19 protein-coding genes and 1 pseudogene are annotated in these 25703 nt (G+C 71.0%); 14 read left to right on the forward strand and 6 right to left on the reverse strand.

Annotated elements, in window-relative coordinates; translation table 11 throughout:
• Window positions 1-48: 48 nt before the first annotated feature.
• The 8 genes and pseudogenes from QMK30_RS18750 to QMK30_RS18785 all read left to right on the forward strand — a co-directional run bounded on the left by QMK30_RS18750 (window position 49) and on the right by QMK30_RS18785 (window position 7399).
• Complete coding sequence (locus QMK30_RS18750; RefSeq protein ID WP_283519433.1) at window positions 49-951, forward strand: carbohydrate ABC transporter permease; 903 nt, start codon at window positions 49-51, stop codon at window positions 949-951.
• On the forward strand, window positions 951-2069 hold the full coding sequence (locus QMK30_RS18755; RefSeq protein ID WP_283519434.1) for an ABC transporter ATP-binding protein: 1119 nt from the start codon (window positions 951-953) through the stop codon (window positions 2067-2069). Before QMK30_RS18750 ends, QMK30_RS18755 begins: the two co-directional genes overlap by 1 nt.
• The gene (locus tag QMK30_RS18760; protein WP_283519435.1) at window positions 2066-2881 is read left to right on the forward strand and encodes a DeoR/GlpR family DNA-binding transcription regulator; all 816 of its coding nucleotides are present in this window, start codon (window positions 2066-2068) and stop codon (window positions 2879-2881) included. Before QMK30_RS18755 ends, QMK30_RS18760 begins: the two co-directional genes overlap by 4 nt.
• Window positions 2859-3950 carry an ABC transporter ATP-binding protein gene (locus tag QMK30_RS18765; RefSeq protein WP_283519436.1) on the forward strand — a complete coding sequence of 364 codons (1092 nt, stop codon included), beginning with the start codon at window positions 2859-2861 and terminating at the stop codon, window positions 3948-3950. The genes QMK30_RS18760 and QMK30_RS18765 overlap by 23 nt, the downstream gene beginning before the upstream one ends.
• Window positions 3947-4957 carry a 2-hydroxyacid dehydrogenase gene (locus QMK30_RS18770; RefSeq protein WP_283519437.1) on the forward strand — a complete coding sequence of 337 codons (1011 nt, stop codon included), beginning with the start codon at window positions 3947-3949 and terminating at the stop codon, window positions 4955-4957. The genes QMK30_RS18765 and QMK30_RS18770 overlap by 4 nt, the downstream gene beginning before the upstream one ends.
• Window positions 4958-5050: 93 nt before the next feature.
• Window positions 5051-5275: pseudogene (locus tag QMK30_RS18775) on the forward strand (FGGY family carbohydrate kinase); the annotation flags it as partial.
• A gap of 307 nt (window positions 5276-5582) precedes the next feature.
• On the forward strand, window positions 5583-6671 hold the full coding sequence (locus QMK30_RS18780) for a glycerophosphodiester phosphodiesterase family protein (RefSeq protein ID WP_283519438.1): 1089 nt from the start codon (window positions 5583-5585) through the stop codon (window positions 6669-6671).
• Between the two features lie 86 nt (window positions 6672-6757).
• A complete protein-coding gene (locus QMK30_RS18785) occupies window positions 6758-7399 on the forward strand; it encodes a superoxide dismutase (protein ID WP_283519439.1) in 642 nt (213 codons plus the stop codon).
• Window positions 7400-7532: 133 nt separating this feature from the next.
• On the opposite strand, the gene QMK30_RS18790 is transcribed toward QMK30_RS18785, so the two are convergent.
• Entirely contained in the window at window positions 7533-8201 is a 669-nt protein-coding gene (locus tag QMK30_RS18790; protein ID WP_283519440.1) for a DsbA family oxidoreductase, read from the reverse strand.
• 142 nt (window positions 8202-8343) lie between these two features.
• Between QMK30_RS18790 and pepN (QMK30_RS18795) the strand changes: the two genes are divergently transcribed.
• Window positions 8344-10935: an aminopeptidase N gene (gene pepN / locus QMK30_RS18795; RefSeq protein WP_283519441.1), complete on the forward strand. Its 2592-nt coding sequence runs from the start codon at window positions 8344-8346 to the stop codon at window positions 10933-10935.
• A gap of 209 nt (window positions 10936-11144) precedes the next feature.
• Window positions 11145-12194, forward strand: coding sequence for a hypothetical protein (locus tag QMK30_RS18800; protein ID WP_283519442.1), 1050 nt, complete (start codon window positions 11145-11147; stop codon window positions 12192-12194).
• A 16-nt stretch (window positions 12195-12210) separates the two neighbouring features.
• On the opposite strand, the gene QMK30_RS18805 is transcribed toward QMK30_RS18800, so the two are convergent.
• On the reverse strand, window positions 12211-13905 hold the full coding sequence (locus QMK30_RS18805; RefSeq protein ID WP_283519443.1) for a TIGR03767 family metallophosphoesterase: 1695 nt from the start codon (window positions 13903-13905) through the stop codon (window positions 12211-12213).
• Between the two features lie 450 nt (window positions 13906-14355).
• On the reverse strand, window positions 14356-14808 hold the full coding sequence (locus tag QMK30_RS18810; protein ID WP_283519444.1) for an NUDIX hydrolase: 453 nt from the start codon (window positions 14806-14808) through the stop codon (window positions 14356-14358).
• Window positions 14809-15004: 196 nt separating this feature from the next.
• Between QMK30_RS18810 and QMK30_RS18815 the strand changes: the two genes are divergently transcribed.
• Complete coding sequence (locus QMK30_RS18815; protein WP_283519445.1) at window positions 15005-18310, forward strand: S8 family serine peptidase; 3306 nt, start codon at window positions 15005-15007, stop codon at window positions 18308-18310.
• A gap of 93 nt (window positions 18311-18403) precedes the next feature.
• On the opposite strand, the gene QMK30_RS18820 is transcribed toward QMK30_RS18815, so the two are convergent.
• Window positions 18404-19105, reverse strand: coding sequence for a nitroreductase family protein (locus QMK30_RS18820; protein WP_283519446.1), 702 nt, complete (start codon window positions 19103-19105; stop codon window positions 18404-18406).
• 140 nt (window positions 19106-19245) lie between these two features.
• On the opposite strand from QMK30_RS18820, the gene QMK30_RS18825 reads away from it, so the two are divergent.
• On the forward strand, window positions 19246-20274 hold the full coding sequence (locus tag QMK30_RS18825; protein WP_283519447.1) for an aspartate-semialdehyde dehydrogenase: 1029 nt from the start codon (window positions 19246-19248) through the stop codon (window positions 20272-20274).
• Here the strand turns inward: QMK30_RS18825 and QMK30_RS18830 are convergent.
• Complete coding sequence (locus QMK30_RS18830) at window positions 20264-21478, reverse strand: MFS transporter (RefSeq protein ID WP_283519448.1); 1215 nt, start codon at window positions 21476-21478, stop codon at window positions 20264-20266. The two genes, QMK30_RS18825 and QMK30_RS18830, sit on opposite strands and share 11 nt — an antisense overlap.
• Before the next feature lie 91 nt (window positions 21479-21569).
• Here QMK30_RS18830 and QMK30_RS18835 point away from each other — a divergent pair, with 91 nt between their 5' ends.
• Window positions 21570-22442 (forward strand): LysR family transcriptional regulator, encoded by an 873-nt coding sequence (locus QMK30_RS18835; protein WP_283519449.1) that lies wholly within the window; start codon window positions 21570-21572, stop codon window positions 22440-22442.
• A 6-nt stretch (window positions 22443-22448) separates the two neighbouring features.
• Here the strand turns inward: QMK30_RS18835 and QMK30_RS18840 are convergent, their stop codons facing one another.
• Complete coding sequence (locus tag QMK30_RS18840; protein WP_283519450.1) at window positions 22449-22946, reverse strand: DUF1203 domain-containing protein; 498 nt, start codon at window positions 22944-22946, stop codon at window positions 22449-22451.
• A 158-nt stretch (window positions 22947-23104) separates the two neighbouring features.
• Here QMK30_RS18840 and pepN (QMK30_RS18845) point away from each other — a divergent pair, with 158 nt between their 5' ends.
• Entirely contained in the window at window positions 23105-25690 is a 2586-nt protein-coding gene (gene pepN / locus QMK30_RS18845) for an aminopeptidase N (RefSeq protein ID WP_283519451.1), read from the forward strand.
• Window positions 25691-25703: the final 13 nt, after the last annotated feature.

Below are 25703 nucleotides of genomic sequence, written 5' to 3' on the forward strand. Positions count from 1 at the left end.
GGTCGGTGCGTGCAGCCGCAAGGCGGAGGAGAGAGGCATGGCGGAGCCATGGTGACCGACGACAACGCGGCAGATGTGCGTGCCAACCGCCGCGACGCCACCCCCCGGGCGCCGGGCGGTCTTAAACGCAGGCTGCTCTCGATCGCCGCCGACGGCGCTCTCATCCTGTACTTCCTGTTCGCGCTCTTCCCGATCGCCTGGATGATCATCCTGTCGCTGAAGCCCGCGAACGAGCTGTTCAGTACGTACTTCTCCTTCGCGCCGACCCTCGACTCGTACAAGACGGTCCTGGGCGCGGGCGACGACGCGGGCGTGCCGTTCCCGCGGTTCTTCGTCAACAGCCTGGTGGTGTCACTGGGGGCCGTCGGCCTGTCCCTGGTGATCGGTCTGCCCGCCGCCTACGCGGCGGCCAGGTGGCGCTTCCGGGGCTCGGAGAACCTGATGTTCACCCTGCTGTCGTTCCGGTTCGCACCCGAACTCACCGTGATCATCCCGCTGTTCGTGCTCTACCAGAAGCTCGGACTCTTCGACACGTACGTCGGCATGATCTGGGTGCTCCAGCTGGTCACGCTGCCGCTGATCGTGTGGATCATGCGCTCGTACTTCTCCGACCTCTCCCCCGAGCTGGAACAGGCCGCGCTGCTCGACGGCTACACCCGCAAACAGGCGTTCTTCAAGGTCGCCCTGCCGCTGGTCAAGCCGGGCATCGCCGCGGTGTCGCTGCTCGCCTTCATCTTCGCCTGGAACAACTTCGTCTTCCCGCTGATCCTGACCTCCTCCGAGGCGCAGACGGTGACGGTCGGCGCGCTGTCCTTCCTCGGCGGCGACCGGCCCAAGTACAACCTGACCGCCGCCGCGGCCCTGGTCTCGGTGATCCCGCCGCTGCTCCTCGCCCTCACCATCCAGCGCTACTTGGTGCGCGGTCTCTCCTTCGGGGCGGTGAAATCCTGATGACCGCCGCCATCTCGCTGCGCGCCGTCCACAAGGCGTACGGGAGGAACAAGGCGCTCGACGGGCTCGAACTCGACGTCGAGCAGGGGGAGTTCTTCTGCCTCCTCGGACCCTCGGGCGCCGGGAAGACCACCACGCTCAAGACCGTCGCGGGCCTGGAGGAACCCCAGTCGGGGACGGTCCTGCTCGACGGCACCGACATGACGGGCGTCGAACCGTATGACCGGGGCGTCGCCATGTGCTTCGAGTCGTACGCCCTCTACCCGCACCGCAGCGCCTACGACAACCTCGCGTCGCCGCTGCGCTCCCCCAAGTACAGGCTGCCGGCCGCCGAGGCCCGTGAGCGGATCGGGGCCATCGCCGACCTGCTCGGCATCGGCGCCCTGCTGGAGCGCCGGGTCGGCCAGCTGTCCAACGGGCAGCGCCAGCGCGTCGCGCTCGGCCGGGTCCTGGTGCGCCCGGCCCGCGCCTTCCTCCTCGACGAGCCGCTTTCCCACCTCGACGCCAAGCTACGCCAGGCGATGCGCGCGGAGCTCAAGGCCATCGGCGCGGTCCGGCGCACCACCACCCTCTATGTCACCCACGACTCGGTGGAGGCCCTGGCGCTCGGCGACCGCATCGGCGTCATCCGCGAGGGCCGCATCGTGCAGACCGGCGCCCGCGAGGACATCTGGCACCGGCCGTACGACACCTTCGTCGCCCGCTCCTTCGGCAGGCCGCGCATCAACCTGCTGCCCGGCACCGTCACGCGCGACGGGCACTACCGGTCGGTGGACGGCTTCTTCGAGCTGGCGAACCCGGTCCCCGCACCGCCCGGCACCGCCGTCCAGCTCGGGGTCAGGCCGCGCGACCTGTCCCTCGGCTCCGGCCACCTCGGCTCCGGCTGCCTCGAACTGGCGGGCAGCGTCTACATCACCGAGGTACTCGGCCGGGCCACCGAGGTCACCGTCCGGCTCGGCGAGCAGCACCTGTCGTGCGTCGTACCGCGCGCGGACGCCGCGGGGCTGCGGCCCGACGCACCGGTGCGGGTGTCCGTGCACCCGGAGAGCCTGCTGTTCTTCGAGGCCGACGGACCCGAAGGCGGGCCCGAGCGGCCGGGGCGGAGGATCTTCCGGTGAGCGGCGACCAGCAGCGCGGGCCCGCGCCCCGGCAGGCGGCGATCGCCGAGCGGGTGCTCGCGGCGGGCTCAGCGAGCGCCGCCGAGCTGGCCGAACGCTTCGACGTCAGCCTGATGACCATCCACCGGGACCTCGACGAGCTCGAACGGCAGGGCATCGTAAGGAAGTTCAGGGGCGGTGTCACCGCGCAGCCGTCCGGGGTCTTTGAGTCCAACGTCGTATACCGGCTGAAGACCATGCGGGCGCAGAAGGCCGCCGTCGCCGAGCACGCGCTGAAGCTCATCGAGCCCGGCATGGCCGTGATGCTCGACGACTCCACCTCCACCCTGGAGATCGCCCGCAGGCTCGGCTCCATCACCCCGCTCACCGTCGTCACCAACTTCCTCGAAGCGATGACCCTGCTGTCCACCGAGCGCGGCATCCACCTGATGGCGCTGGGCGGCGACTACGACCCCTTGCACTCCTCCTTCCTGGGTGTCTCCTGCATGGAGGCCGTGCAGCTCCTCCAGGTCGACATCTGCTTCACCTCGACGTCCGCGGCCTCGGGCGGCTTCGCCTACCACCAGGAGCAGCACATCGTGTCCGTGAAGCGGGCGATGCTCGACTCCGCCGCCAAGAACGTGCTGCTGCTCGACCACTCCAAGCTCGGCCGCGTCGCCCTGCACCGCCTCGCCCCGCTCTCCCGTTTCGACCTGGTGCTGGTCGACGACGGGGCGTCCGTGGAGATGCTGCGCGATCTCGACGAACACAAGGTCCCCTACGAGGTGTGCGGAAGCGGAGGCCCCGGCGATGACCGAACTGGCACTGCGTGAGCTGCGCAAGACCTACGGCTCGCGGACGCGGGACCAGGTGCACGCCGTACGCGGCATCGATCTGGAGCTGCGCTCCGGGGAACTCCTGGGCCTCCTCGGGCCGTCCGGCTGCGGCAAGTCCACCACGCTGCGCATGATCGCCGGACTGGAGTCGGTGACCGGCGGGGACATTCTGGTCGGCGGCTCCTCGGTGGTGCCGCTGCCCGCCCAGCAGCGCAACATCGGGGTCGCCTTCGAGAACTACGCGCTCTATCCGCCGCTGACCGTCGCGGAGAACCTCGGGTTCGGACTCACCGCGCGCCGCCGGCCACGCAAGGAAGTGGCCTCGCGGGTAAGGGACATGGCCGGGCGGATCGGCCTGACCGAGCTCCTTGACGCCAGGCCGGGCAGCCTCTCCAGCGGCCAGAAGCAGCGCGTCGCACTGGCCCGCGCGCTGATCCGCGAGCCCGACGTCCTGCTGCTCGACGAACCGCTCTCGCACCTCGACGCGGCACAGCGCGACACCACTCGGCGCGAACTCAAGCGCATCCAGAAGGACTTGGGTCACACCACGATCCTGGTCACGCACGACCAGGAGGAGGCGCTGTCCCTCGCCGACCGCATCGCCGTGATGAAGGACGGCGTCATCCAGCAGCTCGGCACTCCCCACGAGATCTACGACAGCCCGGCGAATCTCTTTGTCGCCGACTTCGTCGGGGAGCCCGCGATCAACCTGCTGCCCGGTGTCGTCGCCGAGGACGGACGGGTGCGGCTCTCCGCCACCGTGCGCATGGCCGTGCCGGTACGGCTGGCGGCCGGACGCGAGGTCGTGCTGGGCATCCGCCCCGAGGATCTGCGGCTCGCGGACCCCGACGAGGGCGACGACGAGGTCGTACCGGCCCGGGTCGGCGTGCACGAGCCGCTCCTGGAGACCGGGATCGCCACCCTCGCTCTCGACGGGGTGGTCAAACCCCTTGTCGTGCAGACCGGGCCCGAGGTGCGTCTCGACCGGGACCAGACCGTGCGGGTGGCCGCGGACCCGCGGCTCACCCATGTCTTCGACGCCGATACAGGAGAGGCTTTGCGATGAGAATCCTGGCCGCCGGTGACCACTTCGTCCTCAACTCGCTGATCTCCGAGGCTCTGGGGGCCGCGGTCCCCGCCCCCTTCGACCTGACCGAACTCGCCCTCCCCTGGCCGCTGGAGCCCTTCGGCAAGGTCGCCGAGGTCGACGAGGCCAGCGACTGCGAGGACGCGCTCATCGAGGCCCTGCGGGGCGTCGAGGTGTGCGTGACCCAGATGGGGCCCTTCACCGAGCGGGTCCTGGCCGCCTCCTCCGAGCTGCGCCTGCTCGTCGTCTGCCGCGGCGGCCCGGTAAACGTCAACATCGAGGCGGCACGCGCGCGTGACGTACGGGTGTGCTTCACGCCGGGCCGCAACGCGGCGGCCACCGCCGAGTACACGGTCGGGATGATGCTCGCCACGATGCGCCGCATCCCCCAGAACCACGACGCGCTGACCCTACGCGGCCTGTGGGACGCCTCGTCCTACACGTACGAGCAGTGCGGGCCCGAGCTGGAGGACACCCGGGTCGGGCTGATCGGTTACGGCGCGGTGGGCAGCCGGGTCGCGCGGGCGCTGTGCGCGTTCGGCGCGGAGGTGGAGGTGTACGACCCCTACATCCGCGGGGACATACACGGGGTACGGGTGCACTCCCTCGACAGCCTGCTGTCGCGCTCCCGGGTGGTGACCCTGCACGCCCGTCTGACCGACGAGACCCGCGGCCTGATCGGCGCCCGCGAACTGGCGCTGCTGCCGCGCGGGTCGGTGCTGGTCAATGTGGCGCGCGGCCCGCTGGTCGACACCGAGGCGCTGTGCGACGCGCTGGACAGCGGACAGTTGACGGCGGCCGGGCTCGACACGTACGAGCAGGAGCCACTGCCCGCCGGGGCGCGGCTGCGGAGTGCGCCGGGAGTGGTACTGACCCCGCATCTCGGCGGGGCGAGCCGTCAGGTCGCCGAGAAGGCGGCCAGGATTGCCGCGTCGGAGGTGGCAAGGTACGCCAAGGGAGCTCCACTCGCGCATTGCCTGACCTGAGCAGGCACGCCCGGCCCCGGCCCAGGCCCGAGCCCCGGGCCGGGGCACGACCGAAGGGCCGACCCGCACGCCTGACCCGAGGAGGTCCGGGACATGTACGTCGGCATCGATGTGGGCACGTCCGCGGTGAAAGCGGCGGCGTTCGACGCGCGGGGGCGGGAGCTCGCGGTCGAGTCCCGGCCCGTCGCGCTCGACATCCCCGGCGGTTTCGTCGAGCAGGACATGGACGCGGTGTACGCGGCGGTGACCCAGGTGCTGACCGCGCCGACTGCGGTCGTCGAGCCGGACCCGGAGCGGGCGCGGTTCTACGCACGGGGCTATGCCACGCATCTGGCCCGCCTGGCGGAGTCCCGCACGAGGGCGCGGGCCCGTGCGGGCGGATGACGTTTCCGTACTCCCACCCGGCAGGCGACCCTCCCGGCCCGTCCGGCCATGAGGACACGAACGCCGCTCGGGTGGGCCCGGCGCGACGATCCGCCCCCGCGCCCACCGTCGGAGGTGAACCCCGCACGGCGGGTCGCGGACCACCCGGTGAAGGGCGTTCGTACACCGCCCCGATCCGCTCCGCCCCCGCCTATCGTGCAGTCGCCGCCCCTCAACACCCGCTACGAACAGGGAGATTCCCGTGTCCGCACAGCCAAGACGCCGCTCCGTCCTGCTCGCCGCCGGACTGGCGACCGCAGCCGCGGCCGCCACCGCGCTCCCCGCCGCGGCCGCGGGCACCGGAGCCGCCGCCGAACCCCGCTCGCGCCGCGGCCCCGTCGTCATCGGGCACCGGGGCGCCGCCGGGTGGCGGCCCGAGCACACCGCCGCGTCCTACACATACGCCGTCCAGACGGGCGCCGACTGGATCGAGCCCGATCTCGTACCGACCAAGGACCATGTCCTCGTCGTACGGCACGAGAACGAGATCTCCGGGACCACCGATGTGGCCACCCGCCCGGAGTTCGCCGGGCGCCGCACCACCAAGACGGTGGACGGGCGGCCGGTCACCGGGTGGTTCACCGAGGACTTCACGCTCGCCGAACTCAGGACCCTGCGCGCCGTCGAGCGGCTGCCGCTGATCAGGAACCGCAACACGGTCTTCGACGGACGCCAGGGCGTGATGACCTTCCAGGAGGTCGTCGACCTGGCGCGGAAGCTGTCCAGGCAGCACGGCAGGACGATCGCGGTCTTCCCTGAGACCAAGCACCCCACCTACTTCCGCTCCATCGGCCTGCCCCTCGAACCGCCGCTCGCCCGCATCATCCGGCGTAGCAGGCTCAGCGCCCGGGAGTGCGTCGTGCAGTCCTTCGAGCCTTCGAGTCTGCTGCGGATCGCCGCCGAGCGGCTGCGGGTGCCGCTGTGGCAGGCGCTGGGCACGACGGGCGGCCCTTTCGGCCACCCGGCGACGTACAAGGAGATGACGACGCCGGCCGGACTGCGCGGGATCGCGGAGTACGCCGACTGGATCGGGCCGGACAAGAGCGCGGTGGTGGCGCCGTCCCCCCTGCTCGCGGACGCGCACACGGCCGGGCTGAAGGTCGGCGCGTACACCTTCCGCTGCGAGAACCAGTTCCTGCCCGCCGCGTTCCGCCGCGGCGCCGCGCCCAACGACTTCGGTGACGCGTTCGCGGAGTACGCGCTGCACTACCGGCTCGGGGTGGACGCCGTGGTGACGGACTTCCCGGACATCGCGGTACTCGCCAGGGACGCCATGGACCCGAAGACCTAGGACCAACGCCTGATCAACATGGAACCCTTCTGCTGCTAGCCTGCATCTGCATATCAGTCGCAATAAGCAGTCGGAGGGCTCGGATCATGGCCATTTACACACTTCCAGAACTTCCGTACGACTATGCGGCGCTCGACCCCGTCATCAACCCGCAGATCATCGAACTGCACCACGACAAGCACCACGCGGCCTATGTGAAGGGCGCGAACGACACCCTTGAGCAGCTCGAAGAGGCTCGCGACAAGGAGTCCTGGGGCTCGATCACCGGGCTGGAGAAGAACCTCGCGTTCCACCTCTCCGGTCACATCCTGCACAGCATCTACTGGCACAACATGAGCGGTGACGGCGGCGGCGAGCCACTGGCGAAGGACGGTGTCGGCGAGCTGGCCGACGCGCTCGCCGAGTCGTTCGGGTCGTTCGACAAGTTCAAGGCCCAGCTGACCAAGGCCTCCGCGACCACCCAGGGCTCCGGCTGGGGTGTCCTCGCGTACGAGCCGGTCAGCGGCCGTCTCATCGTCGAGCAGGTCTACGACCACCAGGGCAACATCGGCCAGGGCTCCGTGCCGATCCTGGTCTTCGACGCCTGGGAGCACGCCTTCTACCTGCAGTACAAGAACCAGAAGGTCGACTTCATCGACGCGATGTGGAAGGTCGTCAACTGGCAGGACGTGTCGAAGCGATACGTCGCCGCCAAGCAGAGCGCGAACAACCTGCTGCTCGTCCCGTAGTCACCGCGCCACGGGACCACACACGCCCTGCCTCGTGATCGTCTTCTCAACCCTCACCGGGGCGGGTGGAACAAGGCCGACCCCCGCGAGGACATGACTCGCGGGGGTCGGCTGTTTGCGCGACGCCGGACCGTCAGTCGAAGATCGGGCCCTGCGTACGGGTGCGCTTGAGCTCGTAGAAGCCCGGGGTCCCCGCCACCAGCAGCGTGCCGTCCCACAGACGGGCCGCGGCCTCGCCCTTGGGGGCCGGGGTGACCACGGGGCCGAAGAAGGCGACCTCGTCGCCGTCGGGGCCGGGGACCGCGATGACCGGGGTGCCGACCTCCTGGCCGACCTTGTCGATGCCCTCCTGGTGGGAGGCGCGCAGCTCCTTGTCGTACGTGTCGGTGTCGGCGTACTCCGCCAGCGACGCCGGCAGGCCGACCTCCTCCAGTGCCGCGAGGATCACCTCGGGGCCGATGTCCTGGCCCTGGTTGTGGACGCGGGTGCCGATCGCGGTGTAGAGCGGGCCCACCACGTCGTCGCCGTGCTTCTGCTGGGCGGCGATCACCACGCGGACCGGGCCCCACGCCTTCGTCGCCAGCATCTCGCGGTACTCCTCGGGGAGCTCGTCGATGCGGTCCTCGTTCAGTACGGCCAGGCTCATCACGTGCCAGCGGACCTCGACGTCCCTGACCTTCTCGACCTCAAGGATCCAGCGCGAGGTCATCCAGGCCCAGGGGCACAGCGGATCGAACCAGAAATCGGCCGGGGTCCTGCCGATCGGTATTTTGCCGCTCGGAGTGCTGCCGTTCGTGGACATGTCTCTCCTCGATAAGGACGTGGTGGGGCCGTGGCGCCTTGTCAGGGCCAACGCCACTGGTCACCCGCGTCATTCCCGGATGTCCCGGGACAGTGGCGCATGGGAGGATCGGAGCGTTCGAACGAGACACGAAGGAGTGCCCGTGCCCGGTGAGAATCTTTCCCGCGACGAGGCCCGCGAGCGGGCCGAGCTGCTGTCTGTCGATGGTTACGAAGTGGCCCTCGACCTGCGATCGGCGCTCGGGGAGGCTGGGGAAGGACCGCGCACGTTCCGCTCGGTGACCACGGTGCGCTTCCGGTCGGCCCGGCCCGGCGCCGCCACGTTCGCCGATCTGCTCGCGCCCTCGGTGACGGCGGTGACGCTGAACGGCAGGGAGCTGGACCCGGCGGTCGTCTTCGACGGCTCGCGGGTCGCGCTGGACGAGCTGGCCGCCGAGAACGTGCTGGTCGTGGACGCGCAGTGCGCGTACAGCCGCACCGGCGAGGGGATGCACCGCTTCGTCGACCCGGAGGACGGCGAGGTCTATCTCTATACGCAGTACGAGCCGGCCGACTCGCGCCGCGTCTTCGCCAATTTCGAACAGCCGGACCTGAAGGCACCCTTCCGTTTCGAGGTGACCGCGCCCGAGGGCTGGACGGTCTGGAGCAACGGCGCGGCAGAGGGAGCGGGCGGGCCGGTCGACGGCACCTGGCGGTTCGCCCCGACGCGGCCCATCTCGACGTACATCACCACGGTCGTCGCCGGTCCCTACCACTACGAGACCGACTCCTACCGGCGCACCTTCGCGGACGGCACGGAGCTGGAGATCCCGCTCGGCGCGCTGTGCCGCAAGGGGCTGGCCCGGCACTTCGACGCGAACGACGTCTTCCTGCTCACCAAGCAGGGCCTGGACTTCTTCCACGACACCTTCGACTACCCCTACCCCTTCGGGAAGTACGACCAGGCCTTCGTGCCGGAGTACAACCTCGGGGCGATGGAGAACCCGGGCTGTGTGACCTTCCGCGAGGAGTTCATCTTCCGCGGGAAGGTGACGGAGGCGGCGTACGAGCGCCGGGCGAACGTCATCCTGCACGAGATGGCGCACATGTGGTTCGGCGACCTGGTCACCATGCGGTGGTGGGACGACCTGTGGCTGAAGGAGTCCTTCGCGGACTTCATGGGGTCGTACTCGATGGTGGAGGCGACGCGCTTCACCGACGGCTGGGTCACCTTCGCCAACAACCGCAAGGCGTGGGCGTACCGGGCCGACCAGCTGCCGTCGACGCACCCGATCACGGCCGACATCCTTGACCTGGAGGACGCCAAGCTCAACTTCGACGGCATCACGTACGCCAAGGGCGCCTCGGTGCTCAAGCAGCTCGTCGCGTACGTCGGCAAGGACGCCTTCATGGAGGGCGCCCGGCACTACTTCAAGCGGCACGCGTACGGAAACACCCGGCTCGGCGACCTGCTGACCGTGCTTGAGGAGACCTCGGGGCGCGATCTGGCCGCCTGGTCCCGGGCGTGGCTGGAGACGGCGGGCGTCAACACGCTGACGCCGCAGGTCACTTATGACGCGGCGGGGCGGATCACGGAGCTGGCCGTGGTGCAGGAGGCCGCCAATTCCCATCCGGAGCTGCGTCCGCACCGGGTCGCCGTGGGCCTGTACCGGCGCGACGGCGTCGGCGGGGAACTGGTGCGCTACGCGCGGGCCGAGACGGACGTGGCCGGGCCGCGGACGGTGGTGGCCGAGCTGGCGGGCAACGAGCGGCCCGATCTGGTGCTGGTCAACGACGACGACCTGACGTACTGCAAGATCCGCTTCGACGCCGATTCGCTGGACACCCTGCGCGCGCACCTCGGTGAGCTCACCGATCCGCTGGCGCGCGCGCTGTGCTGGTCCGCGCTGTGGAACATGACGCGGGACGCGCTCATGCCGGCGCGGGACTTCATCGCCCTGGTGCTGAAGTTCGCCGGTCGCGAGTCGGGGATCGGGGTGTTGCAGATGCTGCACGCGTGGACGCGTTCCGCACTGACGCACTACGCGGCTCCCGAGTGGCGCGAGGAGGGCGGCCGGGCGCTGTCCGAGGGCGCGCTGCATGAGCTGCGGCTCGCCGAGCCCGGCAGCCAGCATCAACTGACGTGGGCGCGCTTCCTGGCCTCGACGGCGGGCACCGCGGCCGACTTCCAGCTGCTTCAGGGTCTGCTGGACGACACGGCGAAGATCGACGGCCTGGACGTGGATCAGGAGCTGCGGTGGGCGTTCCTGGGACCGCTCGCCTCGCACGGGGTGGTCGACGAGAAGGCCGTCGAGGCGGAGCTGGCGCGCGACGACACGGCGTCCGGCAAGCGGCACCAGGTGCGGTGTCTGGCCTCGCGTCCTTCGGAGGCGGTCAAGGCGCAGGCGTGGGCCGCGGTCGTCGAGTCGGACGCCCTGTCGAACGCGCTGGTCGAGGCGACGATCGACGGCTTCGTCCAGCCGGGTCAGCGGGAGCTGATCGCGCCCTACGCGCCGATGTACTTCGCGACGATCGAGCGGGTGTGGGCCGAGCGGTCCATCCAGATCGGGATGGACGTGGTGTCGGGGCTGTTCCCGGGGCTGCAGGACGATCCGGCGACGCTGGCCGCGACGGACGCGTGGCTGGAGAGCCACCCCGACGCGGCGCCTGCGTTGCGACGGCTGGTGCTCGAAGCGCGGGACGACCTGGCGCGGGGCTTGCGCGGACAGGCGTGCGACAGGGCCGCGGCCGTCTGAGGCCCACTCGCCCGCAGGGGCCCGGGACGACCTTTGAGCGGGCTTGATACGGGCCTGATGCGCGCTTGATACGGGCAACTCCGTGGCGTATCCACGGGGTTGCCTGATCGGCAGTCGAACGCTCGTACTTTAGTGCGGGCTTGTCCTGAATTGTCGACGGGCTTGTAACAGCGGTTAGTGGGCGGGGAAAGCGCGGGAAACCCCGAGACATGAACCACAACCCCCCCGTCTCCCCCCGCCCCCTCAGCCACCTCACCGATGTACAGCGCCGCGTGCTGTCGGCGGCGCAGTTGCGGGCGCACGGCGTCTCCCCCGCCGACACCGCCGCGCAGTGCCGCCCCGGCGGGCCCTGGCAGCAGCTCCTGCCCGGCATCGTCGTCCTGCACCCCGGGCCGCCGACCGGCGAGGAGCGGCTGCACGCGGTGCTGCTGTACGCGGGACGGCCGCCGGCCCAGGCGGCGGTGCCCGCGCAGCGCAGGACGGGCGCGGACGCCCCTCCGTACGGCGACGTCATGATCACCGGGCTGGCCGCGCTCGCCCTGCACGGCTTCTCCGCCGCTCCCCCACTGCTCTCCATCGACCACATCGACGTCCTGGTGCCGCGCACCCGCAGGCTGCGTTCGACGGGCTGCGCCCGGCTGATCCGCGCCCACTCCACGCCCTCCGCGCAGCAGCTCACCGGCGTGCCGGTGGCCCCCGTGGCACGTGCGCTCGCGGACGCCGTCGCGCAGCTCGACGACGCGGACGCGGTGCGCCGGCTGCTGACCGAGGCGGTGCGCGGCGGACACTGCGAGCCGGCCGCCGTGGTGCGGGAGCTGAGCACGGCGCGGCTGCTCTCGCGGCCGCATGTGGTCGACGCGGTGGACTCGTTGCTCGCCGAGGGCCGGGCCATCGCCGAGGAGCGGCTGTACGAGATGGTCCGCGCCCAGGGGCTGCCCGACCCGCTGTGGGACGTCGACCTGCGGCTGCTGGGCGGTCCCTACCTGGGTGGTGTCGACGCGTACTGGCCGGACCAGGCGGTGGCGATCGAGCTGGACACCCGAGCGCCCCGGCAGGGCGAGCGGCAGGAGGAGGACGCGCTGTGGACCGAGTACGCCCGCAAGCGGGAGCACCTGGAGCGGCTCGGCATCACGGTCGTGCACATCACGCCCAGGAAGCTGCGGGATTCGCTGGAGCAGCAGGCCGCGGTGGTGCGTACGGCCCTGCTTGCGGCGTCGGACCGGGAGCCTGCGGCCTACGTGGTGCTCCTCCCCCGCTGAGCGTCAACGGGGTCGGTCACCGCTTCTTCAGGAGCAGTTCCGTGTTGCGGGCGTCCGCCGGGCCCGCGAGATTGCGCCTGGCCCCCGGTGCGTTGAAGGACAGTTCGCGGTACAGCGCGGCGAGGCCGGTCTGGGAGAGGTCGGTGTAGTCGGTGCGGTGGGGCGCCGCGGACTCGATGAGCGTGGTGAAGAGCGAGAGCGTTCCGTCGTGGTTGTCCACCAGTTCGATGACGCGGGCGAGTTGGGGGAACTCGACGTGCGAGGCGGTGGAAATCTCCCAGAAGGTGCCGTGCTGGAGGATCACATTGCGATGGCTGTGACCGTTGATCCAGGCGACGACGTTGCGATGCCGCTTGAGGAGCGCCAGCAGCCGGTCGCCGTCGTCGCCGTCGAACGTCCAACTGTTGTGGTGGCTGAAGATCAGCACCTTGTCGTCCTGATGCGCCGTCAACAGGCGTTTGAGCCAGTCGATTTGGGCCTGGGCGATGTGGCCCTCGAAGTGGCCGCCGCGGTGAGTTGTGTCGAGGCTGACGCCAAGGACGCCGTCGGCGATGCGGAAGGAGTAGTGCAGGTTTCCGGTGTCGAGGTTCTCGCGGGTGTAGCCGTGGCCGGGCGCGCCCGTCGACGCCCCCGCGTGCGCAGGGTCGAGGTGGGCCTGAATGTACTCGCGCGGAGTGAAGGGGGCGCGGGCGGGGTCGGGGGTGACGCGGCGCATCCGGCGGGTCTCGCGGCGCAGCAGGTCGGTGTAGTGGTTGCCCCTGGGGTCCTTGCCGTCCTTGATCACGGCCTCCAGCGCGCGGGCGTCGGCGACCGGGAGGGTCATGAGCTTGCGGTCGCCGACAGCGAAGTCGCCGAGGAATTCGGTGCCGTTGGCGAAGCAGCCGCTGGGCAGGTCGTCGTGGTTGCCGACGGTGGAGTACCAGGGCAGCCGCAGCCCGGGGCTGTTGACCGGGCGGATCGCGGCGGCCAGGTAGCCCTCGATGCGCGGGTAGCCGAGCTTCTTGTCGGCGTCGCGCAGGGCCCCGTCCGGGTGCCAGTACAGGGGCAGGCCGGAGTCCTGGACGCCTTCGTAGCGGCCGGGGTCTCCGGTGTTGGGAGTGATGCGGCCCCCGCTCATCGTGCGCAGGAACCAGCCCAGCTCGGCCTTGGAGTTGTTGTCGGTGTTGTCGCCGGTGGTCATGACGAAGTCGAGCGGCGCCCCGGTGGCGGGCCCGCCGCGCAGGGCGTTGACGCGCTCGACCAGGGACACCGCGCCGTGCACGGTGAGGGCCTCCTGGGGGCGCCAGGCGGAGACGGCCTGGGCGCGCATGTACTCCGTGCGGACCGGGTGCTGGGTGTCGGTGAGGTGCAGGTCGGTGAGCTGGACGAAGGAGGCGACGGTGGTGCGGCGGTCGGCGCGGCCCGGCTTGGCCGCGGCGAGTTCGCCGCGTACGACGCGCTTCCAGCCGGGGCCGCCGCCGAGCCGCCGGTATCCGGTGGGTGCGGCGGCGCGGGGCGTGGCGACCGTACCGATGGAGGTGGCCCTGGAGACGGGGGCGACGGGCGCCGCGGGCCGGGGCGCGGCGGCCGGATCGGCGGGGCTGCGGGGCGGGGTCGGGGCGCCCTGGTCGGGGCGGATCACGACGCCGAGGCCGGCGGAGGCGCCGACCGCCCCGGTGGCGGCGAGGAAGGAGCGGCGGTCGAGGGCGGCTGCGGAGCGTAGGCGTGACATGGCGCGGTCTCCCCGGGTGCGAACGCATCGGCCGGGCGCGCCGTGCCGCCTTGGCCGCGGACCGCCTCCGTCCGGTGCGGGGCCTCGCGGGCACCGGGGGCGCACGGCCGGCTGCGGGAGGCTGCCGGGTGCGGGTGGCCGGTGACGCTGCGGGGTGCCGTGCCGGGCGGGGCGGGCCCGGACGATCCGGACGGCGTGCCCCGGGCGGAAGTGGAATCCCCCGCCCCCCTGGATCGTTGACATCGGGAATGGCCTGCGCGTTAACGGCTCCGCAACGCGCAACACCGATCACCGGACAGGGATCACCCGGGCGTCCGGGGGCGCGTGAAGTGCCATCGGAAGCCCCCCGGGCCGCATGGTCGCGCTCACTCCCCGTTCATCTGGCGGGGAAGGCGGCACAATTCGCCCCCGGACGAGCCCCGCGGCCGGTCCGGTCCCAGGCCCCTCCCGCTACCGCCCCGCGACCCGCCCCGCGGCCGGCTTCGTCCGCCACAGCTCCATGCCCGTGTCGACCAGCTCGACGCGGTCGAGGCCGGAGACGGCCTCCAGCGGGTGCCAGGCGGCCAGATCCGTGGAGCCGCCCGTCTCGTGGCGCAGTTCACCGCCGGTGACCCGGCCCTCGTACACGATCCGCAGGCCCTGGAAGTCCGCGAAGGTGCCGAGGCGGCGCGGGTAGCGGCGGGTGATGGAGTCCAGGCCGATGAGACGGACCGGCTCGACCGCGTAGCCGGTCTCCTCCAGCGCCTCGCGGACGACCGTGTCGTACGGGTCCTCGCCGTGGTCCATGCCGCCGCCCGGCAGCGTCCAGCGCTTGCTGCCGTCGGGGGCCACCCAGCGGGCGAGGAGCACCTGGCCGTCCCGCACGCACACGGCGTAGGCCGCCACCCTGAGCTCTTGGTTCATTGGGTGAGGTTACGGGGCAACGCGCCTGGCCGCCCGGTATGCGGTGATTCACTCCCGATGGCGGATGCGGCGCGCTGGCGGATGTACGCCAAGAGCACATTCAGATCCTGACAACTCTCCCCAAAGAACTGTCACTTAAGAAAGGCTGAGCGGTCATCCGGCACCGTATTCCGGACCCTCTCTTCCACATACAGGGATGCCAATGACCCTCGAATCCTCCGGCTCCACCACCGGGCCGAGACGCACGGCCCGAATAGCCGTCGCCGCCGGGCTCGTTGCCGCGCTGTGCGCCGCGGCACCGGTGGCCGCGTTCGCGGCCCCCGCGGACACCGGGCCAGGTGCGACGGCGCCGCCCGCCGCCAAGACTGCCGCCCAAAAGCTCGGCAGCGCCGACGCGCAGTTGCTCACCGAGGCGGAGTCCACCGGCGCGAAGAGCGTCACGCTGATGGTCGCCACCGCGCCCGGCGCCACCGAGCAGGTCGCGCGTCAGCTCGACGCCGTGCGGGGCTCCGTCGTCGGACGTAGTGACGACAAGCTCGGCTATGTACGGGCGACGCTCCCCACGGACCGCGCGGACGCGGCCATCAAGGCGGCGGCGAGGCTCTCCAGCGTCCACGGCATCGACCTCAAGCACGAGATCGAGCTCGACGACCCGACGCCGCAGGGCGACCGTGCCAAGGGCGCCGACACCGCGGCCAAGGGCACGTACCCGGCGCCGGACAAGGAGACCCCGGCGAGGAACCCGTACAACCCGTCCTTCGAGACCGGCGCCGTGGACTTCGTGAAGAAGAACCCGAAGGCGGACGGCCGCGGCATCACCATCGGCATCCTGGACTCGGGCATCGACCTCGGGCACCCAGCGCTCCAGAAGACCACCACCGGCGAGCGCAAGATCGTCGACTGGGTGACGGCCACCGACCCGGTCGCCGACGCCGACGGCACCTGGCGCCGGATGACGGCCGAGGTCAGCGGGCCGGTCTTCACGACCGGCGGCCGGACCTGGTCCGCGCCCGCGGGCACGTACAAGTTCAACACGTTCGCGGAGGCCGCCACCACCGGTGGCGACATGGCGGGCGACCTGAACCGCGACGGCGACACCACCGACGTGTGGGGCGTGCTCTACGACTCGGCGGCCGGCAGCGTCCGTGTCGACCTCGACAACGACGCCGACTTCGGCGACGAAGAGGCGATGAAGCCGTACAAGGACGCGCAGCAGGTCCGGTACTTCGGCAAGGACAACCCGGCGACGGAGATCGTCGAGCAGATCCCGTTCGTCACCGAGGTCCGCAAGGACGTCGTCTACAACGGGTCGGGCGCCAAGGCCGACTACGTCAGCATCGGTGTCATCGAGGGCTCGCACGGCACGCACGTCGCGGGCCTCGCGGCCGCCAACAGCCTCTTCGGCGGCAAGATGAACGGCGCCGCCCCCGGCGCCAAGCTGGTCTCCTCGCGCGCCTGCACCTGGAGCGGCGGCTGCACCAACGTCGCGCTCACCGAGGGCATGATCGATCTCGTCACCAAGCGCGGTGTCGACATTGTCAACATGTCGATCGGCGGCCTGCCTGCGCTCAACGACGGCAACAACGCCCGCGCCGAGCTCTACACGCGCCTCATCGACACCTACGGTGTGCAGCTGGTCATCTCGGCCGGCAACAGCGGCCCCGGCACCAACACGATCGGCGACCCTTCGGTGGCCGACAAGGTGATCTCGGTCGGCGCGTCCATCTCCAAGGAGACGTGGGCGGCCAACTACGGCTCGCAGGTGAGCAAGCGGTACGCCATGATGCCGTTCTCCTCCCGCGGCCCGCGCGAGGACGGCGGCTTCGCGCCGACCATCAGCGCGCCCGGCGCCGGTATCAACACCACCCAGACCTGGGCCCCCGGCGGCCCGGTCGCCGACGCCGGCTACCAGCTGCCGCCCGGCTACTCCATGCTGCAGGGCACCTCGATGGCGTCCCCGCAGGCGGCGGGCGCATCGGCGCTGCTGCTGTCCGCGGCGAAGCAGGCCGGCGTCGAGCTCACCCCGGCGAAGCTGCGCACCGCGCTGACCAGCCAGGCCGACCACATCAGCGGCACGCAGGCGCACGAAGAGGGCGCCGGCCTGATGAACATCGGTGACGCCTGGAAGGCGATCAAGAGGGGTGCGACGGCCCACGAGTACACCGTGAAGGCGCCGGTCGACACCGCTCTCGACACCAACCTCAAGACCCCGGGCTTCGGCACCGGTCTGTACGACCGCGAGGGCGGCCTGAAGACCGGCCAGAAGAAGGTCTACGACGTCACCGTCACCCGCACCACGGGCCCGGACCGCGCCCTTCGGCACGAGCTGCACTTCGAGAACAACGACGGCACCTTCCGGATCGTCGGCGACGACGTGATCGGCCTCCCGCTGAACACGCCGGTCACCGTGAAGGTCTCCGCGCAGCCCCGCTCGGCGGGAATCCACAGCGCGATCCTGGAGGTGGACGACAACCGCACCGAGGGCATCGACAAGCAGGTCCTCAGCACGGTCGTCGCCGCCGAGGACCTCGCGAAGCCCGCCTACGCCGTGTCCGAGTCGGACTCGGTGCAGCGCAACAGCTCGAAGTCGTACTTCATCACCGTCCCGCAGGGTGCCAAGACCCTGGAGGTCGCCCTGGGCGGGCTCAAGGACGGCAGCCAGACGCGGTTCATCTCCATCCACCCGTACGGCGTTCCGTCCGACCCGACCTCGACGGTCAACTGCTACCCGAACTACGTGAACCCGGCCAACATCTGCCGCCCCGACGTCCGCTCGTACCCGAACCCGGCTCCGGGTGTCTGGGAGATCGAGGTCGAGTCGCGCCGTACGTCGCCGCTGCTCGACAACCCGTACAAGCTGGACGTCTCGCTGCTCGGTGTCACCTTCGACCCGGCCGTGCAGGTCCTGCCCGAGGCGAAGGTCGGTACTCCGGCGCCGGTGGAGTGGAAGGTCACCAATGACTTCGCCGCGCTGGAGGGCAAGCTGAAGGGTGGCCCGCTCGGCTCGTCGAAGGACGCGCGTCCGACGATCAAGCAGGGCGAGCAGCAGGAGTCCACGGTCGTCATCGGTGAGGGCGTCGAGCGGCTGGACGTCGCCATCGGCAAGGTCTCCGACGCCGCCGCCGACCTGGACCTCGCGGTCTACCGGGGCGATGTGCTCGTCGGATCGGCCGCGGACGGCGACTCCGAGGAGGCGGTCAGCCTCGTCAAGCCCACCGCCGGTACGTACCGCGTCGTCGTGGACGGCTACGCGATCCCGGCCGGGACCACCGCGTACGACTACCGCGATGTGTTCTTCGCGCCGTCGCTCGGGTCGATCAAGGTCGACGACTCGAAGGTCGTCAAGCTCGCCAACGGCGCGTCGGCGCAGGTCGCCGCCGAGGTGCTGGTGGCCGGCGCGGCGCCCGAGGGCCGGCAGTTCTTCGGCCAGGTGCAGCTGCTGAACGCGCGCGGCACCGCCGCGGGCACCGGCAGTGTCCAGATCCAGAAGGTCACGCCGTAACGGCCTGACGAGCACGAGGGAGGGGGCGGGCGCCACACCGGCGCCCGCCCCCTTCTCGTTGTCGTCGGGGACGCGTTTGTCGTCGGGGACGGGTCAGACCTCGACCATGACCTGGTCCAGCGTCTTGCGGACCAGGTCGGGCACCACGCAGTCGTCGGCCGGGTAGCCGACGGGGATCACGGCGAACGCCTTCTCGTTGGCGGGGCGGCCGAGCACCTCGGAGAGGAAACGCATGGGGCTCGGGGTGTGGATCAGGGCGGCGAGCCCCGACAGGTGCAGCGCGGACAGCAGCATGCCGACGGCGATGCCCACCGACTCGTCGACGTAGTAGTGCTTGCGCTTGGTGCCGTCCTCGCCCAGCCAGTGGCGTTGCTGGAAGACCACGATCAGCGCGGGCGCGTCAGTCAGATGCGGCTTGACCTCGTCGGTGCCCAGCGGGCGCAGCGCCGCCAGCCACTCCTCACCGAGCCTGCCGTCGTAGCTGACCTGCTCCTCCTCCTCGGCCGCCTGCCGTATCCGGCGGCGTACCTCGGCGTCCTTGACCAGGACGAAGGTCCAGGGCTGCTGGTGGGCGCCGGACGGGGCGGTGGCCGCGCAGGCTATCGCGTCCTTCACCGCCTGCTCGGGCACCGGGTCCGTCGAGAACCGGCGCACCGTGCGGCGCTCGTCCATGCGCGCGCGCAGCTCGGCCGCGCGCGCCAGGGATTCGGCGCCCTGCATACGGTCGGGGCGATAGGGAACCGGCCGGTAGGGGTCGCCGTGGGTCGGTGTCCACTTGTTCTTTGTCACAGACATGGGTCGAGTCTGGTGGGGGCAGGGGCCCCGTGTCCCGTCCCTCGGACAATCGATTGGACAATCCGAGTGGGGCCATACACATCATGGGCGAGCTTGTCATGGGCCGGCTTGCCCGAGACATACGTATAAAAGGAGTCAACGTGAGGGTCGGAATCGTCGGAGCGACCGGTCAGGTCGGGACAGTCATGCGCAGGATCCTCGTCGAGCGGAAGTTCCCGGTCGACGAGCTGCGCCTCTTCGCCTCCGCGCGGTCCGCAGGCTCCACGATCACGTGGAACGGCACGGACATCACCGTCGAGGACGCGTCGACGGCCGACTACACCGGCCTGGACATCGTGATTTTCTCCGCGGGCGGTACGACGTCCAAGGCGCTGGCCGAGAAGGTCGCCGCGCAGGGGCCCGTCGTGATCGACAACTCCTCGGCCTGGCGCCGCGACCCGCAGGTGCCGCTGGTCGTCTCCGAGGTCAACCCGCACGCCATCGCGAACCGCCCCAAGGGCATCATCGCGAACCCGAACTGCACCACGATGGCCGCGATGCCGGTGCTCAAGCCGCTGCACGCCGAGGCCGGTCTGACCGCGCTGATCGCCACCACCTACCAGGCCGTCTCCGGCTCGGGGCTGGCCGGTGTGGCCGAGCTCGACGGCCAGGTCAAGAAGGTCGTGGAGCACGCCGCCGACCTCACCCACGGCGGCGACGCGGTGGACTTCCCGGAGCCCGCCGTCTACCAGCGCCCCATCGCGTACAACGTGCTGCCGCTGGCCGGCGCGATCGTCGACGACGGTTCCTTCGAGACCGACGAGGAGCAGAAGCTCCGCAACGAGTCCCGCAAGATCCTGGAGCTCCCCGACCTCAAGGTCTCCGGTACGTGCGTGCGCGTCCCGGTCTTCTCCGGGCACTCGCTCCAGGTCAATGTGCGCTTCGAGCGCCCGCTGAGCGTGGAGCGCGCGTACGAGCTGCTCAGCGCGGCGCCCGGCGTCGAGCTGTCCGACATCCCCACGCCGCTGCAGGCCGCGGGCAAGGACGTCTCGTACGTGGGCCGCATCCGCCTCGACGAGACCGCGGAGAACGGTCTTGCGCTCTTCCTCTCGGGCGACAACCTGCGCAAGGGCGCGGCGCTGAACGCCGTGCAGATTGCGGAGCTGGTCGCCGCGGAGCTCAAGGGCTGACCTTCTTGGTGGGCGCGGTGGGGCGGGGCTCGGTGGAGCCCCGCCCCACCGTCATGACAGCGCCCGTCGCGAGCAGCGCCAGCGCGCCCCCCAGCCACAGCGCGCCGGGTACGCCGTAGTGGTCGGCGGCCCGGCCGCCGAGCAGCGCCCCCAGGGCGATCGCCGCGTTGAACACCCCGGCGAAGAGCGCGGGGGCCGCCTCGCGGCTGTGCGGGGCCGCTGCCATCAGCCAGTTCTGCGCGCCGACCGACACCCCGCCGTACGCCAGCCCCCACACCGGGAGCAGCGCCGCCGCGGCGGCGAGCGAGCCGCCCGTGCCGGCCATCAGCAGCGCGGTGGCGCCGAGCACCGCGGAGATCGCGAGGAGGGTCCGGCGGGAGTCGCGGGCGGCGGCGGCGCCGCCCAGGAAGTTGCCCGCGATGCCGGCGCTCCCGTACAGCAGGAGCAGCCCGCTGATCAGTCCCGCGCCGATGCCGGGAATCCGCTCCAGCGCCGGGCGGACATAGGTGTACGCCGCGAAGTGGCCGGCGACCAGGAGCATCACCACCAGGAGTCCGGCCCGGACCGCGGGCAGCCGGAAGAGCCCAGCGACCTCGCGCAGGCGCACCGCACCGCCGGCGGGCAGCGGCGGCAGCAGGACGGCGAGCAGGACGGCCACGGCCAGGGAGAAGGCGCCCATCGCGGCGAACGCCCAGCGCCAGCCGACCAGTTCACCCATGAGAGTGCCAGTGGGTACGCCGAGTACGGACGCCACCGCGATCCCGCTGAAGATGACCGCGGTGGCACGGCCCACGGTCTGCTCCCGCACCAGCCGCACCGCGAGCCCCGCGGCAATCGCCCAGACCCCGCCGATGCACACGCCGACCAGGGCGCGCGCCGCGAGGAGCACGCCGAAGCCGGGGGCGAGCGCGGAGAGCGCGTTGGCGGCGGCCAGCAGCGTCAACAGCGCGCACAGCACGAGCCGCCGGTCCGCCCGGCGTACGGCGACGGGCAGCAGGGGTGCCGCGAGCGCCGCGACGACGCCGGGGAGGGTGACGGTCAGGCCCGCGGTGCCGTCCGAGGTGCGCAGACCGTCACCGAGCGAGGTGAGGAGGCCGACCGGCAGCATCTCGGTGGTGACGACCGCGAAGGTGGCCGCGGCGACGCCGAACACAGCGGGCGGCAACGCACGTGCGGGGCGCGTAAGTTCGGTGCTCTGTTGCATGAGGACCAGCCTTGGCCGCCCGGTCGCCGGGAACAACGGCGAAATCCTCATCGTTCTGTGAGCCGGATTTATCGATCGACGGGTGTGGACAATGAGCAGCGGCACGGGTGGCCTTGAGATCCGGGAGCTGGAGAGCTTCCTCGTGCTCGCCGAGGAACTGCACTTCGGCCGCGCGGGCGAGCGGCTGTATGTGTCGCAGAGCAGGATCAGTCAGCTGCTGCGCGCACTGGAGGGGCGGATCGGCGCACGCCTGATCGACCGCACCAGTCGCCGGGTGCGGCTGACCCCGCTCGGTGAGCGCTTCCTGGCCGAGCTGCGTCCCGCGTACGACGCGCTGCGCACCACCGTCGACAACGCGCGGGCCGAGGCGCGCGGCGTCGATGGCCGGCTGCGGATCGGATTCCAGGGCACGGCGGATGTCCGTCTGATGCGGGCGATCACCGTGTTCCAGACGCTCCACCCGGCGTGCGTGACGGAGATCGTGGAGATCCCGTTCTGCGACCCGTTCGGGGCGGTGCGCCGGGGTGAGGTGGACGCCGCGATCGTGCTGCTGCCGGTGGCGGAGCCCGACCTGATGCTGGGCCCGCTCTTCTCGAAGGAGCAGCAGACCGTCGCGGTCGCGCTGCGCCATCCCTTCGCGGCCCGTGACTCCCTGACCGCGGCGGAGGTGGCCACGACGACCCTGGTCGAGGCGTCGGCCCCGGCCCCCGCGTACTGGCGCGAGGCCCACGCGCCCTCGGCCGTTCCCGGCCCGTCGGTCGGCACGCTCCAGGAGGGCCTCACCCTGGTCGCCGCGGGCCGCGGCGCGATGCTGCTGTGCCGGCCGACGGCGGAGTACCACGGCCGCAAGGACGTCGCCTTCGTGCCGGTCGAAGGGCTGCCGGACTCGGTGCTCGGCATGGTGTGGCACCGGGACGGCGAGACGGAGCGGGTACGGGCCTTCGCGCGGGCGCTCACCGACTAGGGGGTGTCACGGCCTGCGCACCTCGAAGTGGAAACAGCCGTACTCGACGGCCCTGACGTGCACCAGCGCCACCTCGGGGTCGGCGAAGGCCTCGGCGAACGCGGCGTCGAAGCCTGCCGCCGTCTCCTCGGGGATCTCCAGGAGCCGGCCGCCGGTGATGTGCCCGTCCGCGCTGTAGCGGCGGACGGTACGCAGGGCGCCGGAGCGCGCGAAGGGGTAGCCGTCGCCGTCACCCGGCCCTTCGCACTCCTCGGCGTGGATGAAGACGGGCCCCTGCTCGTCGTACGCCCCGGGCTTGGCCCAGTGCTCGGCGGCCCAGCGCCGCAGCGGCGCGTACGAGACGAGCGCGATCCGCTCCCCCACCGCGCTCGGCCACAGACAGCAGCGCAGCGGCGCGCCGCCCTCGTCGTCGGTGTACGGCGCGCAGGGGCGGCCCGCGTCGTCCGTGTCGCGAAGCTGCTTGAGGGCGGTGGGGGTGATGGGGCGGGCGAGGTAGGTCGTCATGCGTCCAGCATCGGCGCGGGGCGGGCCGGGCACCGGCGGACTTCGGACACGGCGCTGTGGCAGCCGTCCTGCCGACTCAGCTGCGAGCGTACCGAGCAGCCCCGCCCCCGGGCCGCGTGGAAGGATGGCAAAAACGTCACATACCGAGGAGATGACCGGTGCCTGGCACGAACCTGACCCGCGAAGAGGCGCAGCAGCGGGCGCGACTGCTCACTGTCGACGCCTACGAGATCGACCTCGACCTGAGCGGCGCCCAGCAGGGCGGCACCTACCGGTCCTCGACCACCGTGCGCTTCGAGTCCGCCGAGGCCGGGGCCGAGACCTTCATCGACCTGGTGGCTCCGGCCGTGCACGAGGTCGTACTGAACGGCAAGTCCCTGGACGTCGCCGCCGTCTTCCGGGACTCGCGGATCGCGCTGAAGCACCTGGAGGCCGGTCCGAACGAGCTGAAGGTCGTCGCGGACTGCGCGTACACCAATACCGGTGAGGGTCTGCACCGTTTCGTCGACCCCGTCGACCAGCAGGCCTATCTGTACACGCAGTTCGAGGTGCCGGACGCCCGCCGTGTCTTCGCGTCGTTCGAGCAGCCCGACCTCAAGGCGACCTTCGCGTTCACGGTGAAGGCGCCCGAGGGCTGGACCGTGATCTCCAACTCCCCACCGCGACATTCAGAGGGGGCCAAGCCCAAGGACAATGTCTGGGGCTTCGAGCCGACGCCGCGCATCTCGACGTACATCACCGCGCTGATCGTCGGCCCGTACCACTCGGTGCACAGCTCCTACGAGCGCGACGGGCAGAGCGTCCCGCTGGGCATCTACTGCCGGCCCTCGCTCGCCGAGTTCCTCGACTCGGACGCGATCTTCGACGTCACGCGGCAGGGCTTCGACTGGTTCCAGGAGAAGTTCGACTACGCGTACCCCTTCGCCAAGTACGATCAGCTCTTCGTGCCGGAGTTCAACGCGGGCGCGATGGAGAACGCGGGCGCGGTGACCATCCGCGACCAGTACGTCTTCCGTTCGAAGGTGACGGACGCGGCGTACGAGACGCGCGCCGAGACGATCCTGCACGAGCTGGCGCACATGTGGTTCGGCGACCTCGTCACCATGGAGTGGTGGAACGACCTCTGGCTGAACGAGTCGTTCGCCACGTACACCTCGATCGCCTGCCAGGCGGACGCGGTGGGCTCGAAATGGCCGCATTCGTGGACCACGTTCGCGAACTCCATGAAGACCTGGGCGTACCGGCAGGACCAACTGCCTTCCACCCACCCGATCATGGCTGAGATCACCGACCTCGACGACGTCCTGGTCAACTTCGACGGCATTACGTACGCCAAGGGCGCCAGCGTCCTGAAGCAGCTCGTCGCGTACGTCGGCCAGGACGAGTTCTTCCGGGGTGTGCAGGCGTACTTCAAGGCGCACGCCTTCGGCAACACCCGCCTGTCCGACCTGCTCGGCGCGCTGGAGGAGACCTCGGGCCGCGACCTGAAGGCCTGGTCGAAGGCGTGGCTGGAGACCGCCGGCATCAACATCCTGCGTCCGGAGATCACCACGGACGAGGCGGGCAACGTCACGTCGTTCGCGGTCAGGCAGGAGGCCCCGGCGCTGCCGGCCGGCGCCAAGGGCACATCGACGCTGCGCCCGCACCGTATCGCGATCGGCTGCTACGACCTCGACGAGGCGGGCAAGCTGGTCCGTACGAGCCGGATCGAGCTCGACGTCGACGGCGAGCGCACCGAGGTGCCGTTCCCCGAGAACACGCCGCGTCCCGCGGTGGTCCTGCTCAACGACGACGACCTGTCGTACGCGAAGGTCCGCCTCGACGCCGACTCGCTGGCCGTCGTCACCGAGCACCTGGGCGACTTCACCGAGTCGATGCCGCGCGCGCTGTGCTGGGCCTCGGCCTGGGACATGACGCGCGACGGCGAGCTGGCGACCCGTGACTATCTGGCGCTGGTGCTGTCCGGCATCGGCAAGGAGACGGACATCGGTGTCGTCCAGTCGCTGCACCGTCAGGTGAAGCTGGCGCTGGACCTGTACGCGACGCCCGCGTGGCGTGAGACGGGTCTGTCGCAGTGGACGGAGGCGACGCTGGCGCATCTGCACAGCTCCGCGCCGGACAGCGATCACCAGCTGGCGTGGGCGCGCGCGTTCGCCGCGACCGCGCGTACGCCGCAGCAGGCGGACCTGCTGGCCTCGCTCCTGCAGGGTACGGAGACGATCGACGGCCTGGCCGTGGACACCGAGCTGCGCTGGGCGTTCGTGCAGCGGCTCGCGGCGACCGGTCAGTACGACGAGGACGACATCGCCGCCGAGTACGAGCGGGACAAGACGTCCGCGGGCGAGCGCCACGCGGCGGTGGCCCGTGCGGCTCGGCCGACACCCGAGGCGAAGGCCGAGGCGTGGGCCTCGGTCGTGGAGTCCGACAAGCTGCCGAACTCCCTCCAGGAGGCGGCGATCGGCGGCTTCGTGCAGACCGATCAGCGTGAGCAGCTCGCGCCGTACACCGCGAAGTACTTCGCGGCGGTCAAGGGTGTGTGGGACTCACGCTCCTACGAGATGGCCCAGCAGATCGTGGTGGGCCTCTACCCGGCGCTCCAGGTCTCCCAGGAGACGCTGGACGCGACGGACGCGTGGCTGGCCTCGGCCGAGCCGAACGCGTCGCTGCGGCGGCTGATGTCGGAGTCCCGCGCCGGAGTGGAGCGGGCGCTGCGGGCACAGGCGGCGGACGCGGCTTCGGCGTAGCGGGAGGGGTTCT

It is taken from the genome of Streptomyces sp. H27-C3, assembly GCF_030063415.1.
Lineage (GTDB): Bacteria > Actinomycetota > Actinomycetes > Streptomycetales > Streptomycetaceae > Streptomyces.

Coding starts and splice junctions, on each gene's coding strand:
- QMK30_RS18765 (WP_283519436.1), top strand. CDS start 2,859: ATGACCGAACTGGCACTGCGTGAGCTGCGCAAGACCTACGGCTCGCGG.
- QMK30_RS18840 (WP_283519450.1), bottom strand. CDS start 22,946: ATGACGACCTACCTCGCCCGCCCCATCACCCCCACCGCCCTCAAGCAG.
- QMK30_RS18790 (WP_283519440.1), bottom strand. CDS start 8,201: ATGTCCACGAACGGCAGCACTCCGAGCGGCAAAATACCGATCGGCAGG.
- QMK30_RS18755 (WP_283519434.1), top strand. CDS start 951: ATGACCGCCGCCATCTCGCTGCGCGCCGTCCACAAGGCGTACGGGAGG.
- QMK30_RS18815 (WP_283519445.1), top strand. CDS start 15,005: ATGCCAATGACCCTCGAATCCTCCGGCTCCACCACCGGGCCGAGACGC.
- QMK30_RS18800 (WP_283519442.1), top strand. CDS start 11,145: ATGAACCACAACCCCCCCGTCTCCCCCCGCCCCCTCAGCCACCTCACC.
- QMK30_RS18810 (WP_283519444.1), bottom strand. CDS start 14,808: ATGAACCAAGAGCTCAGGGTGGCGGCCTACGCCGTGTGCGTGCGGGAC.
- QMK30_RS18785 (WP_283519439.1), top strand. CDS start 6,758: ATGGCCATTTACACACTTCCAGAACTTCCGTACGACTATGCGGCGCTC.
- QMK30_RS18750 (WP_283519433.1), top strand. CDS start 49: ATGGTGACCGACGACAACGCGGCAGATGTGCGTGCCAACCGCCGCGAC.
- QMK30_RS18805 (WP_283519443.1), bottom strand. CDS start 13,905: ATGTCACGCCTACGCTCCGCAGCCGCCCTCGACCGCCGCTCCTTCCTC.
- QMK30_RS18830 (WP_283519448.1), bottom strand. CDS start 21,478: ATGCAACAGAGCACCGAACTTACGCGCCCCGCACGTGCGTTGCCGCCC.
- QMK30_RS18835 (WP_283519449.1), top strand. CDS start 21,570: ATGAGCAGCGGCACGGGTGGCCTTGAGATCCGGGAGCTGGAGAGCTTC.
- QMK30_RS18820 (WP_283519446.1), bottom strand. CDS start 19,105: ATGTCTGTGACAAAGAACAAGTGGACACCGACCCACGGCGACCCCTAC.
- QMK30_RS18770 (WP_283519437.1), top strand. CDS start 3,947: ATGAGAATCCTGGCCGCCGGTGACCACTTCGTCCTCAACTCGCTGATC.